This is a genomic window from Micromonospora sp. NPDC051925, from assembly GCF_044548625.1.
In the GTDB taxonomy this organism is placed as follows: domain Bacteria; phylum Actinomycetota; class Actinomycetes; order Mycobacteriales; family Micromonosporaceae; genus Micromonospora.
In genome coordinates, this window is sequence record NZ_JBIUCH010000007.1 from 271743 (window position 1) to 288364 (window position 16622).

Sequence of the window (16622 nt, forward strand, 5' to 3'; positions counted from 1 at the left end):
TCCCGGCGACGCCGTGACCGGCCAGCATCGTGCTCCCGCCGGTCCGTGGTCCCGTCCGGGGCGTGCTCCCGGTCGGTCACCGTCCCAGCCAGCGGGAACCGGGCGGTGGGCCGGATGACTCGGCCGGACCCGGAGCGCACGGCGTCGGCGGGTGGCTGGAAGAATCTGGTCCCGTGAAGACGTTCGAGGAGTTGTTCGCCGAGCTCCAGGCCAAGGCCGCCGCCGGCACGCCGGGCTCGGGCACGGTCGCCGCCCTGTCCAAGGGGGTGCACTTCGTCGGCAAGAAGGTCGTCGAGGAGGCGGCCGAGTCGTGGATGGCCGCCGAGCACGAGGGCCCGGAGCGGACCGCCGAGGAGATCTCCCAGCTGCTGTACCAGGTGCAGGTGCTGATGCTGGCCAGCGGGCTGGAGCTGAAGGACGTCTACCGACATCTGTGAGTGCGCCGCGTCGTTGATCTGATCCGAGCGAAGGAGCACTCCGTCATGCTGCGTGTCGCCGTACCCAACAAGGGCGCCCTGGCCGAGAAGGCCGCCCAGATGCTGCGCGAGGCGGGTTACCGCCAGCGCACCGACCCCAAGGACCTGGTCTGCCCGGACGAGGCCAACGACATCGAGTTCTTCTACCTGCGGCCGAAGGACATCGCCACCTACGTCGGCTCGGGTGACCTCGACGTCGGGATCACCGGCCGGGACCTGCTGATCGACTCCGGCGCACCCGCCGAGGAGGTGGTCGACCTGGCGTTCGGCCGGGCCACCTTCCGCTTCGCCGCCCGCCCACAGGACGTCGGTGACGTCCAGGACCTGGGCGGACACCGGATCGCCACCGCGTACCCGGGGCTGGTCGAGCGGTACCTCGCCGAACTCGGCGTCAAGGCCGACGTGATCCGGCTCGACGGCGCGGTGGAGAACGCCATCCGGCTCGGTGTCGCCGACGTCGTCGCCGACGTGGTGGAGACCGGCGCCACGCTGCGCCAGGCCGGACTTGTCGTCTTCGGCGACCCGCTGCTGCGCTCCTCGGCGGTGCTGGTCCGCCGGGCCGACGCCCCGGCGCACCCGCAGTCGGAGCAGCTGCTGCGCCGCCTGCACGGGGTGCTGGTCGCCCGCCGCTACGTGATGCTCGCCTACGACGTGCCGGCCGGCCTGCTCGATCGGGCCAGCGCGCTCACCCCCGGCATCGAGTCACCGACGGTCTCCCCGCTGCACCGGGAGGGCTGGGTCGCCGTGCAGGCGATGGTGCTCCGTGACGACGTGCACCGGATCATGGACGAGCTGTACGAGCTGGGCGCGCGGGCCATCCTGGTCACCAACATCCACGCCTGCCGGCTCTGAACCCCGCCGCGCGGTGATCCGCCCTTCCTGCCCGGCATGATCCACTCTGTGTCGCCGAAGTAGCGGTGTCGACACCACCCTGACACCGCTACTTCGGCACCACGGCGAACGCCCGACCCGACCCGCGCCCCGCCCCGACTCGCGCCCGGCCCGCCTGGACCCGGCCGGTCGCGGTCGATCGGGGGCTGGTGGGGCGGGTGGCGGCGCAGTGGCGGCCGGGAACGGGTGGCAGACTGGGCGGGTGAGCGACACCGAGTTGATCCGCCTGAAGCCGCGTCGCATCCGGGTCGTCTGCTGGGCCTCGGCGATCGCCCTGCTGGTGGTCTTCAGCCTGGTCGCCACCTCGTTGACCGGGGCGACCGGCGAGGGCTACGGCACCTTCCAGCGTGGTGACCAGCTCGCCATGGTCGGCCTCGGGGTGCTCGGCGCGCTCGGCATCCTGCTCTTCACCCGGCCCCGGGTCGAGGCGGACGTCCGTGGTGTCCGGGTACGCAACGTGGTGGGCTCGTACGAGCTGCCCTGGGAGGTGATCCGGGGGGTGCGTTTCGACCGGGGCGCACCGTGGGCCCACCTGGAGCTGCACGACGACGACCTGCTGCCGATGGTGGCCCTCCAGGCGGCCGACAAGGAGATCGCGGTCGACGGGGTCCGCGCGTTGCGCCGGCTGCACCAGGCCCACCTGTCCCGGCTCGGCGGCGCTCCGACCAACCACTGAACCGCCCCTGCCGCCGCCCGCCCCGCCGGTTCGGTCGACGCCGCTGCCCTGCCGTCGTCGCCTGCGGTCGACCGTCGTGCCGGCCGTCCGGTGGGCGGCGGGCCGAGGCCCGGTGCCACGCCTGTCACCGGGTACGCCGGGGTGCGGCTGGGGCCGGCGGTCTTTCTACCCCCGCTGACCTGCGGGCCCGGTTTGGGGATGGCTGGGGCGCGGGTGTAGTGTGGGCAAGTCGACCAGACCGCCCCCGCCTCCGGCGTGCGGGTGGTCCTGAAGCGGAGCGCCTGCTCCCACCCGAGTCGCCCCAGTAGGTGGCCGGGTCCGGTCACCGGTTCCGGGCCTGCCCCGGTTCCGGATGCGCGATCATGTGATCGTGCCGACCGGTCGAGCGGGCCCTGGCATGTGCCGGGGCCTTCTGCTTTCCGAGTCGCCCTCACCCGGGGGCTGCGCGGGGTCGGCCACGCAGCAGACTCGACTCGAGGAGGCCCCATCAGCGTCGAACCACGCGTGAACGATCAGATCCGGGCACGTGAGGTCCGACTGGTCGGCCCTGAGGGTGAGCAGGTGGGCATCGTCCCGCTGGAGCGCGCCCTGCAGTTGGCCGCGGACGTCGACCTGGACCTGGTCGAGGTTGCGCCGATGGCGCGCCCGCCGGTGTGCAAGCTCATGGACTTCGGCAAGTTCAAGTACGAGAGCGCACTCAAGGCGCGCGAAGCGCGGCGTAACCAGCAGCAGACCGTCATCAAGGAGATGAAGCTCCGGCCGAAGATCGACCCGCACGACTACGAGACCAAGAAGGGTCACGTGGTGCGGTTCCTCAAGGCGGGCGACAAGGTCAAGGTGACGATCATGTTCCGCGGTCGCGAGCAGAGCCGCCCGGAGCTGGGTTACCGGCTCCTGCGCCGGCTCGAGTCCGAGATCACGGACCTGGGATACGTCGAGGCCGCTCCGAAGCAGGACGGTCGAAACATGATCATGGTCTTCGCTCCGCACCGGGCCGTCAAGGCCTCCGCGGTCGCCGCCACGGCGTCCCGCACCGGGCCTCGGGACCGGACCACGGACGAGTCCGCGGCGCCGGCAGATGGCGAGGCCCCGGTGGCCGGTGAGACCGCAGCAGCCGGCGAGACCGGCCCGACCGCTGAACCCAGCGGCCAGTAACAGGGAGAGACGTTCCACATGCCGAAGATGAAGAGCCACACGGGTATGGGCAAGCGGGTCAAGGTGACCGGCAAGGGCAAGATCGTCGCCCAGCAGGCCGGCCTTCGCCACAACCTGGAGAAGAAGCCTTCCACCCAGACCCGGCGGCTGACCGGCACGGTCGAGCTGGCCAAGGCTGACGTCAAGCGAATCAAGAAGCTGCTCGGCCGCTGACGCGCGCCACCTGAACCGAATAAGGAGTTGAGATGGCACGCGTCAAGCGGGCTGTGAACGCCCAGAAGAAGCGTCGTACCCTGCTGGAGACCGCGAGCGGTTACCGCGGTCAGCGCTCCCGGCTGTACCGCAAGGCCAAGGAGCAGGTGCTGCACTCGATGCAGTACGCCTACCGGGACCGCCGTGACCGCAAGGGCGACTTCCGGCAGCTCTGGATCCAGCGCATCAACGCTGGCGCCCGAGCCAACGGCATGACCTACAACCGGCTCATCCAGGGCCTGCGCCTGGCCGGCATCGAGGTCGACCGCAAGATCCTGGCCGACCTGGCCGTCCACGACGCCGCGGCGTTCGCCGCGATCGTCGAGCTGGCCCGCGCCGCCGTGGCGGCCGAGGGCACCGGTGGCGCCGCGGCCCAGGCCGCCTGACCCACCCCGGCAGCAGATCGAGGCGTCTCCCATGCAGTCACCACCGCGCGGGAGACGCCTCGACGGCGTCACCGGCCCGTTCACCCCGCGTACCCCCAGGGTGGTCGCCGCTCGCCGGCTGCACCGCCGCCGGGACCGCGACGCGGCCGGGCGGTTCCTGGCCGAGGGGCCGCAGGCGGTCCGCGAGGCCCTCGACCGAACCGACACGGTCGTGGAGCTCTTCGGTACCCCGACCGCCCTCGACCGGCACGTCGACCTGGCAGCGCGGGCGGCCCACGCCGACCTGCCCGTCTCCGAGGTGACCGACGAGGCCCTCGCCGCGCTGACCGAGACCGTCGCCCCGCAGGGGCTGGTCGCCGTCTGCCGGCACCTCGACGTGCCGCTGGACGCCGCGCTGGCGCGCGGGCCGCGACTGGTCGCGGTGCTCGCCGGAATCCGCGATCCGGGCAACGCCGGCACCGTGCTGCGCACCGCCGACGCGGCCGGCGCGGGCGCGGTGGTCTTCGCCGGCGACACCGTCGACCCGTACAACGGCAAGTGCGTGCGGGCCTCGGCCGGCAGCCTCTTCCACGTCGACGTGGTCCGCGCCACCGACCCCCATCAGGCGGTCGAAGTGCTCCGTACCGCCGGGCTCTCGATCTTCGCTACCACCGGGTACGGCGACAGCGACCTCGACGACCTCATCGACCACGGGCGGCTGGCCGCCCCCACCGGCTGGCTGTTCGGCTCCGAGGCGCACGGCCTGCCCGAGGAGCTGACCGCCGTCGCCGACGCCCGGGTGCGGGTGCCGCTGCACGGGCGGGCCGAGAGCCTGAACCTGGCTGCGGCTGCGGCCGTCTGCCTGTACGCTTCAGCCCGAGCACTGCGCTGACCTCGATCGGCGCACGCATCCAGCAGGGGAGTCGGTCACGTGAGGAACGCGCCACGGCGTTCGTTTAGCCAGCCCGCCGGTGTCGGCGGGCGGCGGGCCTGACCTTCCCCCGCGCGTAACTCCCACCGGCGGGCTGCGGCGAAGCCGCGCGTCCGTAGACTCGCCTAGCCGCCCGGGAGGGCCGGCGCCGCCGTGAGGGAGTGCCCGTACGCCATGAGCTACCGCAACGATCCGTACGACCCGAAGCAGGTCGCCCTGCTCGACCCGGCCGCCCTGGCCGAGGCGGTGGCCGCCGCCGAGCAGGCGTTCGCCGCCGCCGCCGACCCCGACGCGTTGACCGCGCTGCGCCCCGCGCACCTCGGCGACCGCTCCCCGGTGTCGCTGGCCCGCCGGGAGATCGGCGCGCTGCCGCCGGCCGCGAAGTCCGACGCCGGCAAGCGGGTCAACGAGGCCCGCCGGGCGATCGAGTCCGCGTACGCCGCCCGCGCCGAGGTCCTCGACCGGGAGCAGGCGGCCCGGGTGCTGGTCGAGGAGCGGGTCGACGTGACCCTGCCGTACGACCGGCGGCCCCGGGGTGCCCGGCACCCGCTGTCCACCCTGATGGAGCAGATCAGCGACCTGTTCGTCGGAATGGGCTACGAGGTGGCCGAGGGCCCCGAGGTCGAGTTGGAGTGGACCAACTTCGACGCGTTGAACATCCCCGCCGACCATCCGGCGCGCGGGCTGATGGACACCTTCCACATCGCACCGCCGTCGGGTGCCGACTCCTCCGGCCTGGTGCTGCGCACCCACACCTCGCCGGTGCAGGCGCGCACCATGCTCACCCGCAAGCCCCCCATCTACGTGGTGGTGCCCGGCCGGGTCTACCGCACCGACGAGCTGGACGCCACCCACGCGCCGGTCTTCCACCAGGTCGAGGGCCTGGTGGTGGACAAGGGCATCACGATGGCGCACCTGCGCGGCACCCTGGACCACTTCGCGCGGGCCATGTTCGGCGAGGGCGCGAAGACCCGCTGGCGTCCGCACTACTTCCCGTTCACCGAGCCGTCGGGGGAGTTCGACGTCTGGTTCCCCGAGCACCGGGACGGCCCGCGCTGGGTCGAGTGGGGTGGTTGCGGCATGGTCAACCCGAGGGTGCTGCGGGCCTGCGGCATCGACCCGGAGGTCTACTCCGGGTTCGCATTCGGCATGGGCATCGACCGGACGGTGATGTTCCGGCACGGGGTCAGCGACATGCGGGACATGGCCGAGGGCGACGTGCGGTTCACCCGCGCGTTCGGGGCCGGGGCGTAGGGCGATGCGGGTACGAGTCACGGAGACGGTGGTCTGAGTCATGCGAGTTTCTGTCAGTTGGCTGCGGGAGTACGTCGACCTCCCCGTCGACCTGCCCACCGGCGACCTGGAACAGGCCCTGGTCGACCTCGGCATCGAGGTCGAGTCCGTGGTGGACCTGAGCCGGACGGTCACCGGGCCGCTGGTCGTCGGTGAGGTCCGCGAGATCGAGGAGCTGACCGGTTTCAAGAAGCCGATCCGGCACTGCCGGGTCGACGTCGGTACCGCCAACGGCACCGGCGAGCCGCAGGAGATCGTCTGCGGGGCGCGCAACTTCGCCCCCGGCGACCGGGTCGTGGTGATCCTGCCCGGCGGCGTGCTGCCGGGGAACTTCGCCATCGGCGCCCGCAAGACGTACGGGCGCACCTCGGCCGGGATGATCTGCTCGGCGCAGGAGCTGGGCCTCGGCGACGACCACTCCGGCATCATCGTGCTGCCCCCCGACACCACGGCCCGGCCCGGCGACGACGCCCGGCCCGTGGTGGGGCTCGACGACGTCGTGGTCGAGCTGGAGATCACCCCGGACCGGGGGTACGCCCTGAGCGTGCGGGGCATCGCCCGGGAGTTGGCGTACGCCCTGGGCCTGTCCTTCCGCGACCCGGGCCTGGTGCCCGCACCGGCCGGGACGGCCGAGCCGGCGTACCCGGTGCAGCTGCGCGACACCGTCGGCTGTGACCGGTTCACCGCCCGGCTGGTCCGGGGCGTCGACCCGACGGCGGTGACGCCCGGCTGGATGCGGCAGCGGCTGACCGTGGCCGGCATCCGCAGCATCTCGCTGCCGGTCGACATCACCAACTACGTGATGCTCGAACTGGGCCAGCCGATGCACGCCTTCGACGCCGACCGGATCACCGGCCCGCTGGTGGTACGCCGGGCCGAGGCGGGCGAGAAGGTGACCACCCTGGACGGTGTCACCCGGGCGCTCACCGTCGAGGACATGGTGATCTGCGACGCCGGGCTGCCCGACACCCTCGCGGGCGAGGGTGCCGGCGTCCCCATCTCGCTGGCCGCGGTGATGGGTGGCGAGACCAGTGAGGTGGTCGGTGGCACCACCAACGTGCTCCTGGAGGCCGCCCACTGGGATCCGGTGATGGTCGGCCGTACCGCCCGCCGGCACAAGCTGTTCAGCGAGGCGGCCAAGCGGTGGGAGCGGGGTGTCGACCCGGCCCTGCCGCTGGTGGCCCTCCAGCGCGCCGTCGAACTGCTCACCGCGCACGGCGGTGGCGAGGCCGGCGCGGAGATCCTCGACCTCGACCACGTCCGGCCGATGCGCCCGGTCGTCCTCCCGGCCGACCTGCCGTCGCGCCGGATCGGGGTCGCCTACACCCCGCAGCGGGTGGTCGACCTGCTGGAGCAGGTGGGCTGCACGGTGGTCCGGGGGACCGACCGGCTGGCCGAGGACCCGGGCGCGGTCGGGACGGCCGCCGGCACCGGCGACGTGCTCACCGTCACCCCGCCGACCTGGCGGCCCGACCTCACCGACCCGGCCGACCTGGTCGAGGAGGTGGTCCGCCTCGACGGGTACGACCGGGTGCCGTCGGTGCTGCCCACCGCGCCGCCCGGCCGGGGCCTGACCTGGCAGCAGCGCCGCCGCCGGGCGGTGGCCCGCTCGCTCGCCGAGCGCGGCTACGTCGAGGTGCTGGCCCTGCCGTTCGTCGCCCCGGAGCTGGCCGACCAGCTCGGCCTGCCCGCCGACGACCCCCGCCGTCCGGCGGTCCGGCTGGCCAACCCGCTGTCCGAGGAGGAGCCGCTGCTGCGGACCGCGCTGCTCGGCCCGCTGCTCGGCATCCTCAAGCGCAACCTGGGCCGGGGCCACCGTGACCTGGCGCTCTACGAGATCGGCACGGTGTTCCACCCGCGTCCCGGTGCGGGCGCCCCGCCGGCCATGGGGGTGGACCGGCGTCCCACCGACGCCGAGTTCGCCGCCGCCGACGCGGTGGTGCCGGCCCAGCCCCGGCACGTCGCGGTGGTGCTCACCGGCGACGTGGAGCCGGCCGGCTGGTGGGGCGCGGGCCGCGCCGCCGGCTGGGCCGACGCCGTCGAGGCCGGCCGGGCGGTGCTCGCCGCCGCCGACCTTCCGGCCGAGCGGATCGAGGTGCGGGCCGCCGAGCACGCCCCCTGGCACCCCGGTCGCTGCGCCGCACTGGTGGTCGACGGCGTGGTGGTCGGCCACGCCGGTGAGCTGCACCCGACGGTGGTGGCGGCGTTGGAGCTGCCCCGGCGGACCAGCGCCATGGAGCTGGACCTGGACGCCCTGCCGGCCGCACCGGTGACGTCCGCGCCGACCGTCTCCGGCTTCCCGCCGGCGCTGATCGACGTGGCGTTGGTGCTGGACGAGTCGGTGCCGGCCGCCGACGTCCGGGCCGCTCTCGTCGAGGGTGCCGGTGAGCTGCTGGAGCACGTCCGGCTCTTCGACGTGTACGCCTCGGAGGCGCTCGGCGCGGGTCGCCGGTCGCTGGCGTACAAGCTCACCTTCCGTGCCCCGGACCGGACGCTGACCGTGGAGGAGGCGGTGGCGGCCCGGGACGCCGCCGTCGCGGTCGCCGCGCAGCGCTTCGGGGCGACCCTGCGCGGGGCCTGAGCACACCGGCCCGACGGCCCCGACCCGTTCACCGGGTCGGGGCCGTCGGCCGCTCAGCCGGTGAAGGGCAGTACGACGCGGGAGGCGTCGCCGACGCCGAGGGTGGTCGGGGTGCCGCCGATGGCGTTCCACACCTGCACGGTCACCGTCCCGCCGCGCAGGTCGCCAAGGGAGCCGGTGGCCGAGCGCAGCCCCTGGGTCTGCCGGTAGCGCTCGACGCCGGGCACCGGGTCGGTGGCGAAGTAGGCGTACGTCTCGACCCGGTCGGCGGTGCCGTCGCCGGTGAGGTCGTACGACACCCGGGCCTGGACGCCGTCGCCGACGGCGGTGCCGGCGTCGACGGCCAGGTCGAAGGCGGTGGCTCCGCCGGTCCAGGTGCCGGTGAGCCCACGGGCGGTGAAGACCCGGGCATTGGTGGGGGTGCCGTCGTGGTTGCCGTTCGCTGCCGCCAGGGTGATCGTGCCGGTGGGTCCGGTGACGCCGGCCAGGGTGCCGTCGGCCTGGAGGTGGCGGGTCGCGTTCCACGGCTGGCCGGGGGACGAGGTCGGGCCGGCGGTGGGGGTCGGGGTGGCGGTGGGCGTCGGCGTGGCGCTACCCGTGAACGGGGTGAGGGTGAGGCCGGCGGCGCGTGGGTCGCCGTCGTGCACCAGGGACTCCTGGGCGAGCACGTCGTCGAAGGCGAAGCCGTACGCCCGGCCGTCGACCATGTGCTGGTGGATGATCCGGGAGTAGTGGTTGGTCAGCGTGCCCCGGTAGAAGTCGGCCGGACCGCCACCGGGCTGCGTGGTGATGGTGTCGAGGGTGGCGCGGTGCAGGGCGGCGCAGAGCGTCCGGGCGATCGGCCCGACCACCTGGTCGTTGGGAGCGGCGAGCGCCCCGTCGCAGTCCCACACGTCGGAGCTGGTCGGCCTGGTGAAGGTGGCGACCTGTCGGCCGGCCGGGTCGGTGAACGTCATCGTGGTGCCGGCGGTACGACCGAGGTAGCGCACGTCGGGCCGGTCGGTGAACGGCGTCACGGTCAGCGTCCGGGTGGTGTAGGAGCGCCAGGCGGCGTCGATGTACGGGTCGAGGTAGCCGGACGCGAATCGGCCGGCGTCGACGGCCTTGCCGGGGGAGAGGACCCGCAGCACCGTGCCGTCGGACCGGGTCTGGACGGTGTCCGCCCAGCCGGGTTGGGCCCGGACGGCGTCGATGACGGCCTGCCGGCCGCCGCCGACGAGCTGACCGGTTCGCCGGGTGGTGCCGCTGGCACCGGTGACGCTGACCGCGTGCGGCACGGCGAACATGTCGACCTGGGTGCTGTTGAGCCAGAGCCCGGCGTCGTTGTAGGTGAACTCGGACCAGTCGAAGAGGATGTCGCGGTTGGGGTCACCGGCCGCCCAGGGCGCCGGCTGGACCAGGCCGTCCGGGGTCAGCGAGAAGCGCAGCTTCTGGCCGAACGAGAAGTAGACCCGCCCGGACAGGCCCCGGGGGACCTGCAGGGTGACGGTGCCGCCGTTGGCGGGCCCGGCGATCGCGACCTCGGGGGCGGGGGTGGGTGGCTGGCCGCCGGCCGGCCAGGGGGTGAAGGTGCCCCCGGCGGTGACGTAGCCGAGCCGGCCGGAGGCGAGGTCGACGCCGAGGAGGTAGAGGTGGACGGCCTCCGCCCGGCCGGTGTTGTTGGTGACGGTCAGCGGTAGCGGGGACGGTCCGACGGCGCGGGTGGGCGCGGTGGTGGCGCCGAGGGCGGTGACGCTGGCGAGGGTGATCGCGGCGAGCGCGGTGGTCCAGCTTCTCGGGGTACGCAACGACGACTCCTTCGGCCGCAGGGTGCAGGCGGGGTATGAGCTGACAGGCGGGCTAGAGAGCGCTCTCTCAGGATGGCCAAAGCGGTTACGGCTGTCAATGTGTCTGAGTGATCCAGCTCACCCCTCATGCCCATGCAGTGGAACGTATGAAGTTGCGTTGGGGTGGGGGCCCCGCTAACCTTCTCTGCATAGTCATGCGGAGGTTGGAATGGGTATCCGAGTTGCGGTCGCCGGGGCGAGCGGCTACGCCGGGGGCGAGCTGCTGCGCCTGGTCGCCGGTCACCCCGAGTTCGACCTGGTCGCCGCCACGGCGCACCGCCAGGCCGGCGCGCCGGTCACCGCCGTACACCCGCAGCTCGCGGGTCTGGACCTGGTGTTCGCCGTGACCGACCCGACGGTCCTGGCCGACGCGGATCTGGTCTTCCTGGCCCTGCCGCACGGCGAGTCGGCGGCGCTCGCCGCCGAGCTGCCGGAGTCGGTCCGGGTGGTCGACCTCGGTGCCGACCACCGGCTCCGTGACGCCGACGCCTGGTCCCGGTACTACGGCGGCCCGCACGCCGGGGCCTGGACGTACGGCCTGCCGGAGCTGCCCGGCCAGCGGGCGATGATCGCCGGAGCCAACCGGGTCGCCAACACCGGCTGCTACGCCGTCGCCATCACGCTGGGCCTGGCCCCGCTGATCGCCGCCGGCACGGTCTCGCCGGCCGACGTGGTCGTGGTCGCCGCCTCCGGCACCTCCGGCGCCGGCCGGGCTGCCAAGCCGCACCTGCTCGGCAGCGAGGTGATGGGTGACCTGTCGCCCTACAAGGTCGGAGCCCACCAGCACGTCCCGGAGATCAAGCAGGCCACCGGCGCGACCGGCCTGTCGCTGACCCCGGTGCTCGCGCCCATGCCGCGTGGCATCCTCGCCACCGTCACCGCCGTGCCCACCGGCGACGCCGACCCCCGCGCGGTGCTGGCCGCCGCCTACGCCGACGCGCCGTTCGTGCACCTGCTGCCCGAGGGGGCCTGGCCGCACACCGCCGCCACCGCCGGCGCGAACTCCTGTCACCTCCAGGCCACCGTCGATGTCGACTCCGGCCGGGTGATCGTGGTCAGCGCCATCGACAACCTCGGCAAGGGCGCGGCCGGCCAGGCGGTGCAGAACGCCAACCTGATGCTCGGCCTGCCCGAGACCACCGGCCTGTCCTCCTTTGGAGTAGCACCGTGAGCGCGAGGAGCGCAGCGCAGCGGAGCCCCGCAGTCGCGAATGAAAGGCTGGCACCCGTGAGCGCGAGGAGCGCAGCGCAGCGGAGCCCCGCAGTCGCGAATGAAAGGCTGGCACAGTGAGCGTCACCGCCCCCCGGGGGTTCCGCGCGGCCGGCGTTGCGGCCGGGCTCAAGAGCGGCGGGGCCGCCGACGTCGCCCTGGTCGTCAACGACGGCCCGGACGCCGGGGTCGCCGCCGTCTTCACCAGCAACCGGGTCAAGGCCGCGCCGGTGCGCTGGACCCAGCAGGTCGTCCGGGGCGGGGTGGTCCGTGCCGTGGTGCTCAACTCCGGCGGTGCGAACGCCTGCACCGGCCCGGCCGGCTTCCAGGACACCCACGCCACCGCCGAGCACACCGCCGCCGCGCTCACCGCGTCCAGCCTCCGGCTGCGGCTCGGCGCCGGTGACGTGGCGGTCTGCTCGACCGGCCTGATCGGCGAGCGGCTGCCGATGGACAAGCTGCTGCCCGGGGTGCGTACCGCGATCCGGGGGCTGGCCCGCGACGGCGGCCTCGCCGCCGCCGAGGCGATCATGACCACGGACACCCGGCCGAAGACCATCGTCGTCCGGGGCGCGGGCTGGACCGTCGGCGGGATGGCCAAGGGCGCCGGCATGCTCGCCCCCGGGATGGCCACCATGCTCTGCGTGCTGACCACCGACGCGGTGGCCGGGCCGGAGTTGCTCGACGCCGCGCTGCGGGCCGCCACCCGGGTCACCTTCGACCGGGTCGACTCCGATGGTTGCATGTCCACCAACGACACGGTGCTGCTGCTGTCCAGCGGGGCGTCCGGCGTGGAGCCCACCGAGGTCGAGCTGACCGAGGCCGTCACCGCCGCCTGCCACGACCTGGCCCAGCAGTTGGTGGCCGACGCCGAGGGCGCCACCAAGCAGATCGCCATCGACGTGGTCGGTGCCGCCGACGAGGACGACGCGGTCGAGGTGGGCCGCTCGGTGGCCCGCAACAACCTGGTCAAGACCGCGCTGTTCGGCAACGACCCGAACTGGGGTCGGATTCTCGCCGCCGTCGGCACCACCGCCGCCGCGTTCGATCCGGACAGGGTGGACGTCGCGGTCAACGGGATCTGGGTGTGCCGCTCCGGCGCCGCCGCCGAGGACCGCGCCAAGGTCGACCTGACCGGGCGGGACGTCACCATCCGGATCGACCTGCACGCCGGTGCGGCGGCGGCCACGATCTGGACCAACGACCTGTCGCACGCGTACGTGCACGAGAACTCGGCGTACTCCACATGACCCTCTCCGCGGACCTCAGCCGGGCCCAGGTCAAGGCCGAGACGCTGATCGAGGCGCTGCCCTGGCTGGCCCGCTTCTCCGGCGCGACAGTGGTGGTCAAGTACGGCGGCAACGCCATGGTCGAGCCGACCCTGCAACGGGCCTTCGCCGCCGACATGGTCTTCCTCCGGTACGCCGGCCTCAAGCCGGTCGTGGTGCACGGCGGCGGACCGCAGATCTCCGCCATGCTCGGTCGGCTCGGCATCGCCAGCGAGTTCAAGGGTGGCCTGCGGGTCACCACCCCGGAGGCGATGGACGTCGTCCGGATGGTGCTGGTCGGCCAGGTCGGCCGGGAACTGGTCGGCCTGATCAACGCCCATGGCCCGTTCGCCGTCGGCCTGTCCGGCGAGGACGCCGGCCTGTTCACCGCCGTGCGGCGGCCCGCGTACGTCGACGGCGAGGCGGTCGACGTCGGGCAGGTCGGCGACGTGGAGTCGGTGGACGTCTCGGCGGTGACCGACCTGATCGCGGCCGGCCGGATCCCGGTCATCTCCACCGTCGCGCCGGACGCCGACGGGGTGCTGCACAACCTCAACGCCGACACCGCCGCCGCCGCGCTCGCGATCGCCCTGGACGCCCGCAAGCTGGTCGTCCTGACCGACGTCGCCGGCCTCTACGCCGACTGGCCGGACACCGCCAGCCTGGTCAGCGAGATCGGCACCGAGGCGTTGGCGAAGCTGCTGCCGTCCCTGGAGGCGGGGATGGTGCCCAAGATGGAGGCGTGCCTGCGGGCGGTACGCGGGGGAGTGCCGGCCGCGCACGTCGTCGACGGCCGGGTCGCCCACTCCACGCTGCTGGAGGTCTTCACCTCGGAGGGGTTCGGCACGATGGTCGTCGACACCCCGCCCGGACCCACCAACAAGGAAGGCACGGTCGGAACATGAGCACGCTGGTGGAACGCTGGGGCCAGTCCATGATGGACAACTACGGCACCCCGCCGCTGGCGCTGGTCTCCGGCTCCGGCGCGGTCGTCGTCGACGAGGCCGGCCGGGAGTACGTCGACCTGCTCGGCGGCATCGCGGTCAACAGCCTCGGCCACGCCCACCCGGCCGTGGTGGCCGCAGTCTCCAAACAGGTCGCCACCCTCGGCCACGTCTCCAACCTGTTCGTCGCCGAGCCGCCGGTGGCCCTGGCCGAGCTGCTGCTGGCGTTGGCCGGCCGGCCCGGCCGGGTCTTCTTCGGCAACTCCGGCGCGGAGGCCAACGAGGCGGCGTTCAAGCTGTCCCGGCTCACCGGCCGGTCACACGTCGTGGCCACCGCGGGCGGCTTCCACGGCCGCACCATGGGGGCGCTCGCGCTCACCGGCCAGCCGGAGAAGGCCGACCCGTTCCGCCCCCTGCCCGGTGACGTCGACCACGTGCCGTACGGCGACGTGGCCGCGCTGGCGGCGGCCGTCACCGACGCGACCGCGATGGTGATCCTGGAACCGGTGCAGGGCGAGAACGGGGTGGTCGTGCCGCCGACCGGCTACCTGGCCGAGGCCCGGCGGATCACCGCCCGACACGGCGCGCTGCTGGTGCTCGACGAGGTGCAGACCGGCATCGGCCGGACCGGCCACTGGTTCGCCCACCAGGCCGACGGCATCGAACCGGACGTCGTCACCCTGGCCAAGGGGCTCGGTGGTGGGCTGCCGGTCAGCGCCTGCCTGGCTTTCGGCCGGGCCGCCGAGCTGCTGCGCGCCGGTTCGCACGGCACCACCTTCGGCGGCAACCCGGTCAGCTGTGCCGCCGCCCTCGCGGTGATCTCCACCATCGCCAGCGAGGGGCTGCTCGACCACGTCAAGCGGACCGGTGAACGGTTGCGGCGGGGGATCGAGGCGCTGGGTCACCCGCTCGTCACCGAGGTACGCGGTGCCGGAATGCTGCTCGGCATCGTGCTCGCCGAGCCGGTCGCCGGCCCGGTGGCCGGCGCGCTGCGGACGGCGGGATTCCTGGTCAACCCGGTCAAGCCGGGGGTGATCCGGCTCGCCCCGCCGCTGATCCTCACCGCCGGGCAGGTCGACGCCTTCCTGGCCGCCCTCCCTGCCGCGCTCGACAGCGCCGCCGCCACCCCGGCCGCCCCGGACGGGAAACAGCCCCCGCAGGGGCCGAGAGCCAGCACGATCCCGCCGCTTTCCACCTCGACCCCGACGGAGACCCGCGCATGATCCGGCACCTTCTGGCCGACGACGACCTCACTCCGGCCGAGCAGTCGGCGGTGCTCGACCTGGCCGGGCGGATGAAGGCCGACCGGTTCGCGTTCACCCCGTTGGCCGGGCCGCGTTCGGTGGCGGTGCTCTTCGACAAGCAGAGCCTGCGGACCCGGATCTCCTTCGACGCCGGCATCGCCGAGCTCGGCGGCCACCCCCTGGTGGTGGACACCCAGGTCACCCACTTCGGCCGGGGCGAGACGCTCGCCGACGCCGGCCGGGTGCTGTCCCGGTACGTCGCCGCCATCGTGCTGCGTACCCACGGCGACGACCGGATCGCCGAGGTCGCCGCGCACGCCACCGTGCCGGTGATCAACGCGCTCACCGACGGCTACCACCCGTGCCAGCTCCTCGCCGACCTGCTCACCGTCCGCGAACACTGCGGCGGCACCGCGGGGCGGACCCTGGCGTACGTCGGCGACGCGGCGAACAACCTGTCCCACTCGTACCTGCTGGCCGGGGCGATGGCCGGGATGCACGTCCGGGTCGCCGGGCCGGCCGGGTTCCAGCCCGATCCCGGCGTGCTGGGCCGGGCCGAGAAGATCGCCACCGGCACCGGCGGGTCGGTGCGGGCGTTCGTCGACCCGGTCGAGGCGGTCCGGGGCGCCGACGTGGTGGCCACCGACACCTGGACCTCGATGGGCCAGGAGGACGACGGGCTGGACCGGATCACCCCGTTCCTGCCGTACCAGGTCAACGCCGCGCTGCTGGCCCATGCCGGGCCGGACGTCAAGGTGCTGCACTGCCTGCCCGCCCACCGGGGCGAGGAGATCACCGGCGAGGTGCTCGACGGCCCGCACAGCGTGGTCTTCGACCAGGCGGAGAATCGGCTGCACGCCCAGAAGGCGCTGCTGACCTTTCTCCTGGAGGCATCCTCATCATGACCGCCCCGACCCGCGCCGCCCGGCACGCCCGCATCGTCGAGCTGATCCGGGCCAGGCCGATCCGGTCCCAGACCGAGCTGGCCGACCTGCTCGCCGAAGCCGGGGTGCAGGTCACCCAGGCCACCCTCTCCCGTGACCTGGAGGAGTTGGGCGCGGTGAAGGCCCGGGGCGGTGACGGGCGGGCCGGCTACCTGATCCCCGAGGACGGCCACCGGCCGTTGCGTGACGCCGAGGCGGCCCCCGCCCGGCTGGTCCGACTGCTGCGGGAAGTGCTCAACGGGGTCGACTCCAGTGGCAACATCGCCGTCCTGCGCACCCCGCCGGGCGCAGCCCACTACCTGGCCAGTGCGTTGGACCGCGCGGGCCTGACCGAGATCGTCGGCACCATCGCCGGCGACGACACCATCCTCGTGGTGGCCCGCGAGGCCGACGGCGGGGCCGCGCTCGGCGAGAAGCTCGCCGGGTGGGCCCGCCGCGAAGACAACGGGGAAGGGAACACCCCGTGACCGGGCAGGCCGGACACCCGCCTGGGTGGCGTCCGACCATGGGTATGAGCACGAAGGTGAGCCGGCACGGCGAGCGAACCCCGCAGTCGGGGAGCGAAAG

At 73.6% G+C, this 16622-nt stretch carries 16 protein-coding genes; 15 read left to right on the top strand and 1 reads right to left on the bottom strand.

What is annotated here, in order from left to right:
- The first annotated feature begins 173 nt into the window (after positions 1-173).
- From ACIG87_RS12055 to pheT, 9 genes are all read left to right on the top strand, one after another.
- A complete protein-coding gene (locus ACIG87_RS12055) occupies positions 174-437 on the top strand; it encodes a phosphoribosyl-ATP diphosphatase (protein WP_132265090.1) in 264 nt (87 codons plus the stop codon).
- Positions 438-482: 45 nt separating this feature from the next.
- Positions 483-1328, top strand: a complete 846-nt coding sequence (hisG, locus tag ACIG87_RS12060) for an ATP phosphoribosyltransferase (RefSeq protein WP_396850502.1) — start codon at positions 483-485, stop codon at positions 1326-1328.
- Positions 1329-1569: 241 nt separating this feature from the next.
- Complete coding sequence (locus ACIG87_RS12065; protein ID WP_396850504.1) at positions 1570-2043, top strand: PH domain-containing protein; 474 nt, start codon at positions 1570-1572, stop codon at positions 2041-2043.
- Positions 2044-2547: 504 nt separating this feature from the next.
- Positions 2548-3198, top strand: a complete 651-nt coding sequence (gene infC / locus ACIG87_RS12070) for a translation initiation factor IF-3 (RefSeq protein ID WP_396850506.1) — start codon at positions 2548-2550, stop codon at positions 3196-3198.
- An 18-nt stretch (positions 3199-3216) separates the two neighbouring features.
- Positions 3217-3411 carry a 50S ribosomal protein L35 gene (gene rpmI, locus ACIG87_RS12075; protein WP_026267805.1) on the top strand — a complete coding sequence of 65 codons (195 nt, stop codon included), beginning with the start codon at positions 3217-3219 and terminating at the stop codon, positions 3409-3411.
- A gap of 32 nt (positions 3412-3443) precedes the next feature.
- A complete protein-coding gene (gene rplT, locus ACIG87_RS12080) occupies positions 3444-3836 on the top strand; it encodes a 50S ribosomal protein L20 (protein WP_088645192.1) in 393 nt (130 codons plus the stop codon).
- A gap of 31 nt (positions 3837-3867) precedes the next feature.
- On the top strand, positions 3868-4707 hold the full coding sequence (locus ACIG87_RS12085; protein WP_396850508.1) for a TrmH family RNA methyltransferase: 840 nt from the start codon (positions 3868-3870) through the stop codon (positions 4705-4707).
- A 213-nt stretch (positions 4708-4920) separates the two neighbouring features.
- Positions 4921-6000: a phenylalanine--tRNA ligase subunit alpha gene (pheS, locus tag ACIG87_RS12090; protein ID WP_396850510.1), complete on the top strand. Its 1080-nt coding sequence runs from the start codon at positions 4921-4923 to the stop codon at positions 5998-6000.
- Between the two features lie 40 nt (positions 6001-6040).
- Complete coding sequence (pheT, locus tag ACIG87_RS12095; RefSeq protein WP_396850512.1) at positions 6041-8620, top strand: phenylalanine--tRNA ligase subunit beta; 2580 nt, start codon at positions 6041-6043, stop codon at positions 8618-8620.
- Between the two features lie 53 nt (positions 8621-8673).
- On the opposite strand, the gene ACIG87_RS12100 is transcribed toward pheT, so the two are convergent.
- Positions 8674-10407: a beta-1,3-glucanase family protein gene (locus ACIG87_RS12100; protein WP_396850513.1), complete on the bottom strand. Its 1734-nt coding sequence runs from the start codon at positions 10405-10407 to the stop codon at positions 8674-8676.
- Positions 10408-10615: 208 nt separating this feature from the next.
- Between ACIG87_RS12100 and argC the strand changes: the two genes are divergently transcribed.
- The 6 genes from argC to ACIG87_RS12130 all read left to right on the top strand — a co-directional run bounded on the left by argC (position 10616) and on the right by ACIG87_RS12130 (position 16522).
- Positions 10616-11617 (top strand): N-acetyl-gamma-glutamyl-phosphate reductase, encoded by a 1002-nt coding sequence (gene argC, locus ACIG87_RS12105; protein WP_396850515.1) that lies wholly within the window; start codon positions 10616-10618, stop codon positions 11615-11617.
- Between the two features lie 115 nt (positions 11618-11732).
- Complete coding sequence (gene argJ, locus ACIG87_RS12110; RefSeq protein WP_396850517.1) at positions 11733-12905, top strand: bifunctional glutamate N-acetyltransferase/amino-acid acetyltransferase ArgJ; 1173 nt, start codon at positions 11733-11735, stop codon at positions 12903-12905.
- Positions 12902-13828: an acetylglutamate kinase gene (argB, locus tag ACIG87_RS12115; protein WP_396850518.1), complete on the top strand. Its 927-nt coding sequence runs from the start codon at positions 12902-12904 to the stop codon at positions 13826-13828. The genes argJ and argB overlap by 4 nt, the downstream gene beginning before the upstream one ends.
- Positions 13825-15090 carry an acetylornithine transaminase gene (locus ACIG87_RS12120; RefSeq protein WP_396850520.1) on the top strand — a complete coding sequence of 422 codons (1266 nt, stop codon included), beginning with the start codon at positions 13825-13827 and terminating at the stop codon, positions 15088-15090. The genes argB and ACIG87_RS12120 overlap by 4 nt, the downstream gene beginning before the upstream one ends.
- The gene (argF, locus tag ACIG87_RS12125; RefSeq protein ID WP_396850522.1) at positions 15087-16016 is read left to right on the top strand and encodes an ornithine carbamoyltransferase; all 930 of its coding nucleotides are present in this window, start codon (positions 15087-15089) and stop codon (positions 16014-16016) included. The genes ACIG87_RS12120 and argF overlap by 4 nt, the downstream gene beginning before the upstream one ends.
- On the top strand, positions 16013-16522 hold the full coding sequence (locus ACIG87_RS12130) for an arginine repressor (RefSeq protein WP_396850524.1): 510 nt from the start codon (positions 16013-16015) through the stop codon (positions 16520-16522). The genes argF and ACIG87_RS12130 overlap by 4 nt, the downstream gene beginning before the upstream one ends.
- Positions 16523-16622 lie beyond the last annotated feature (100 nt).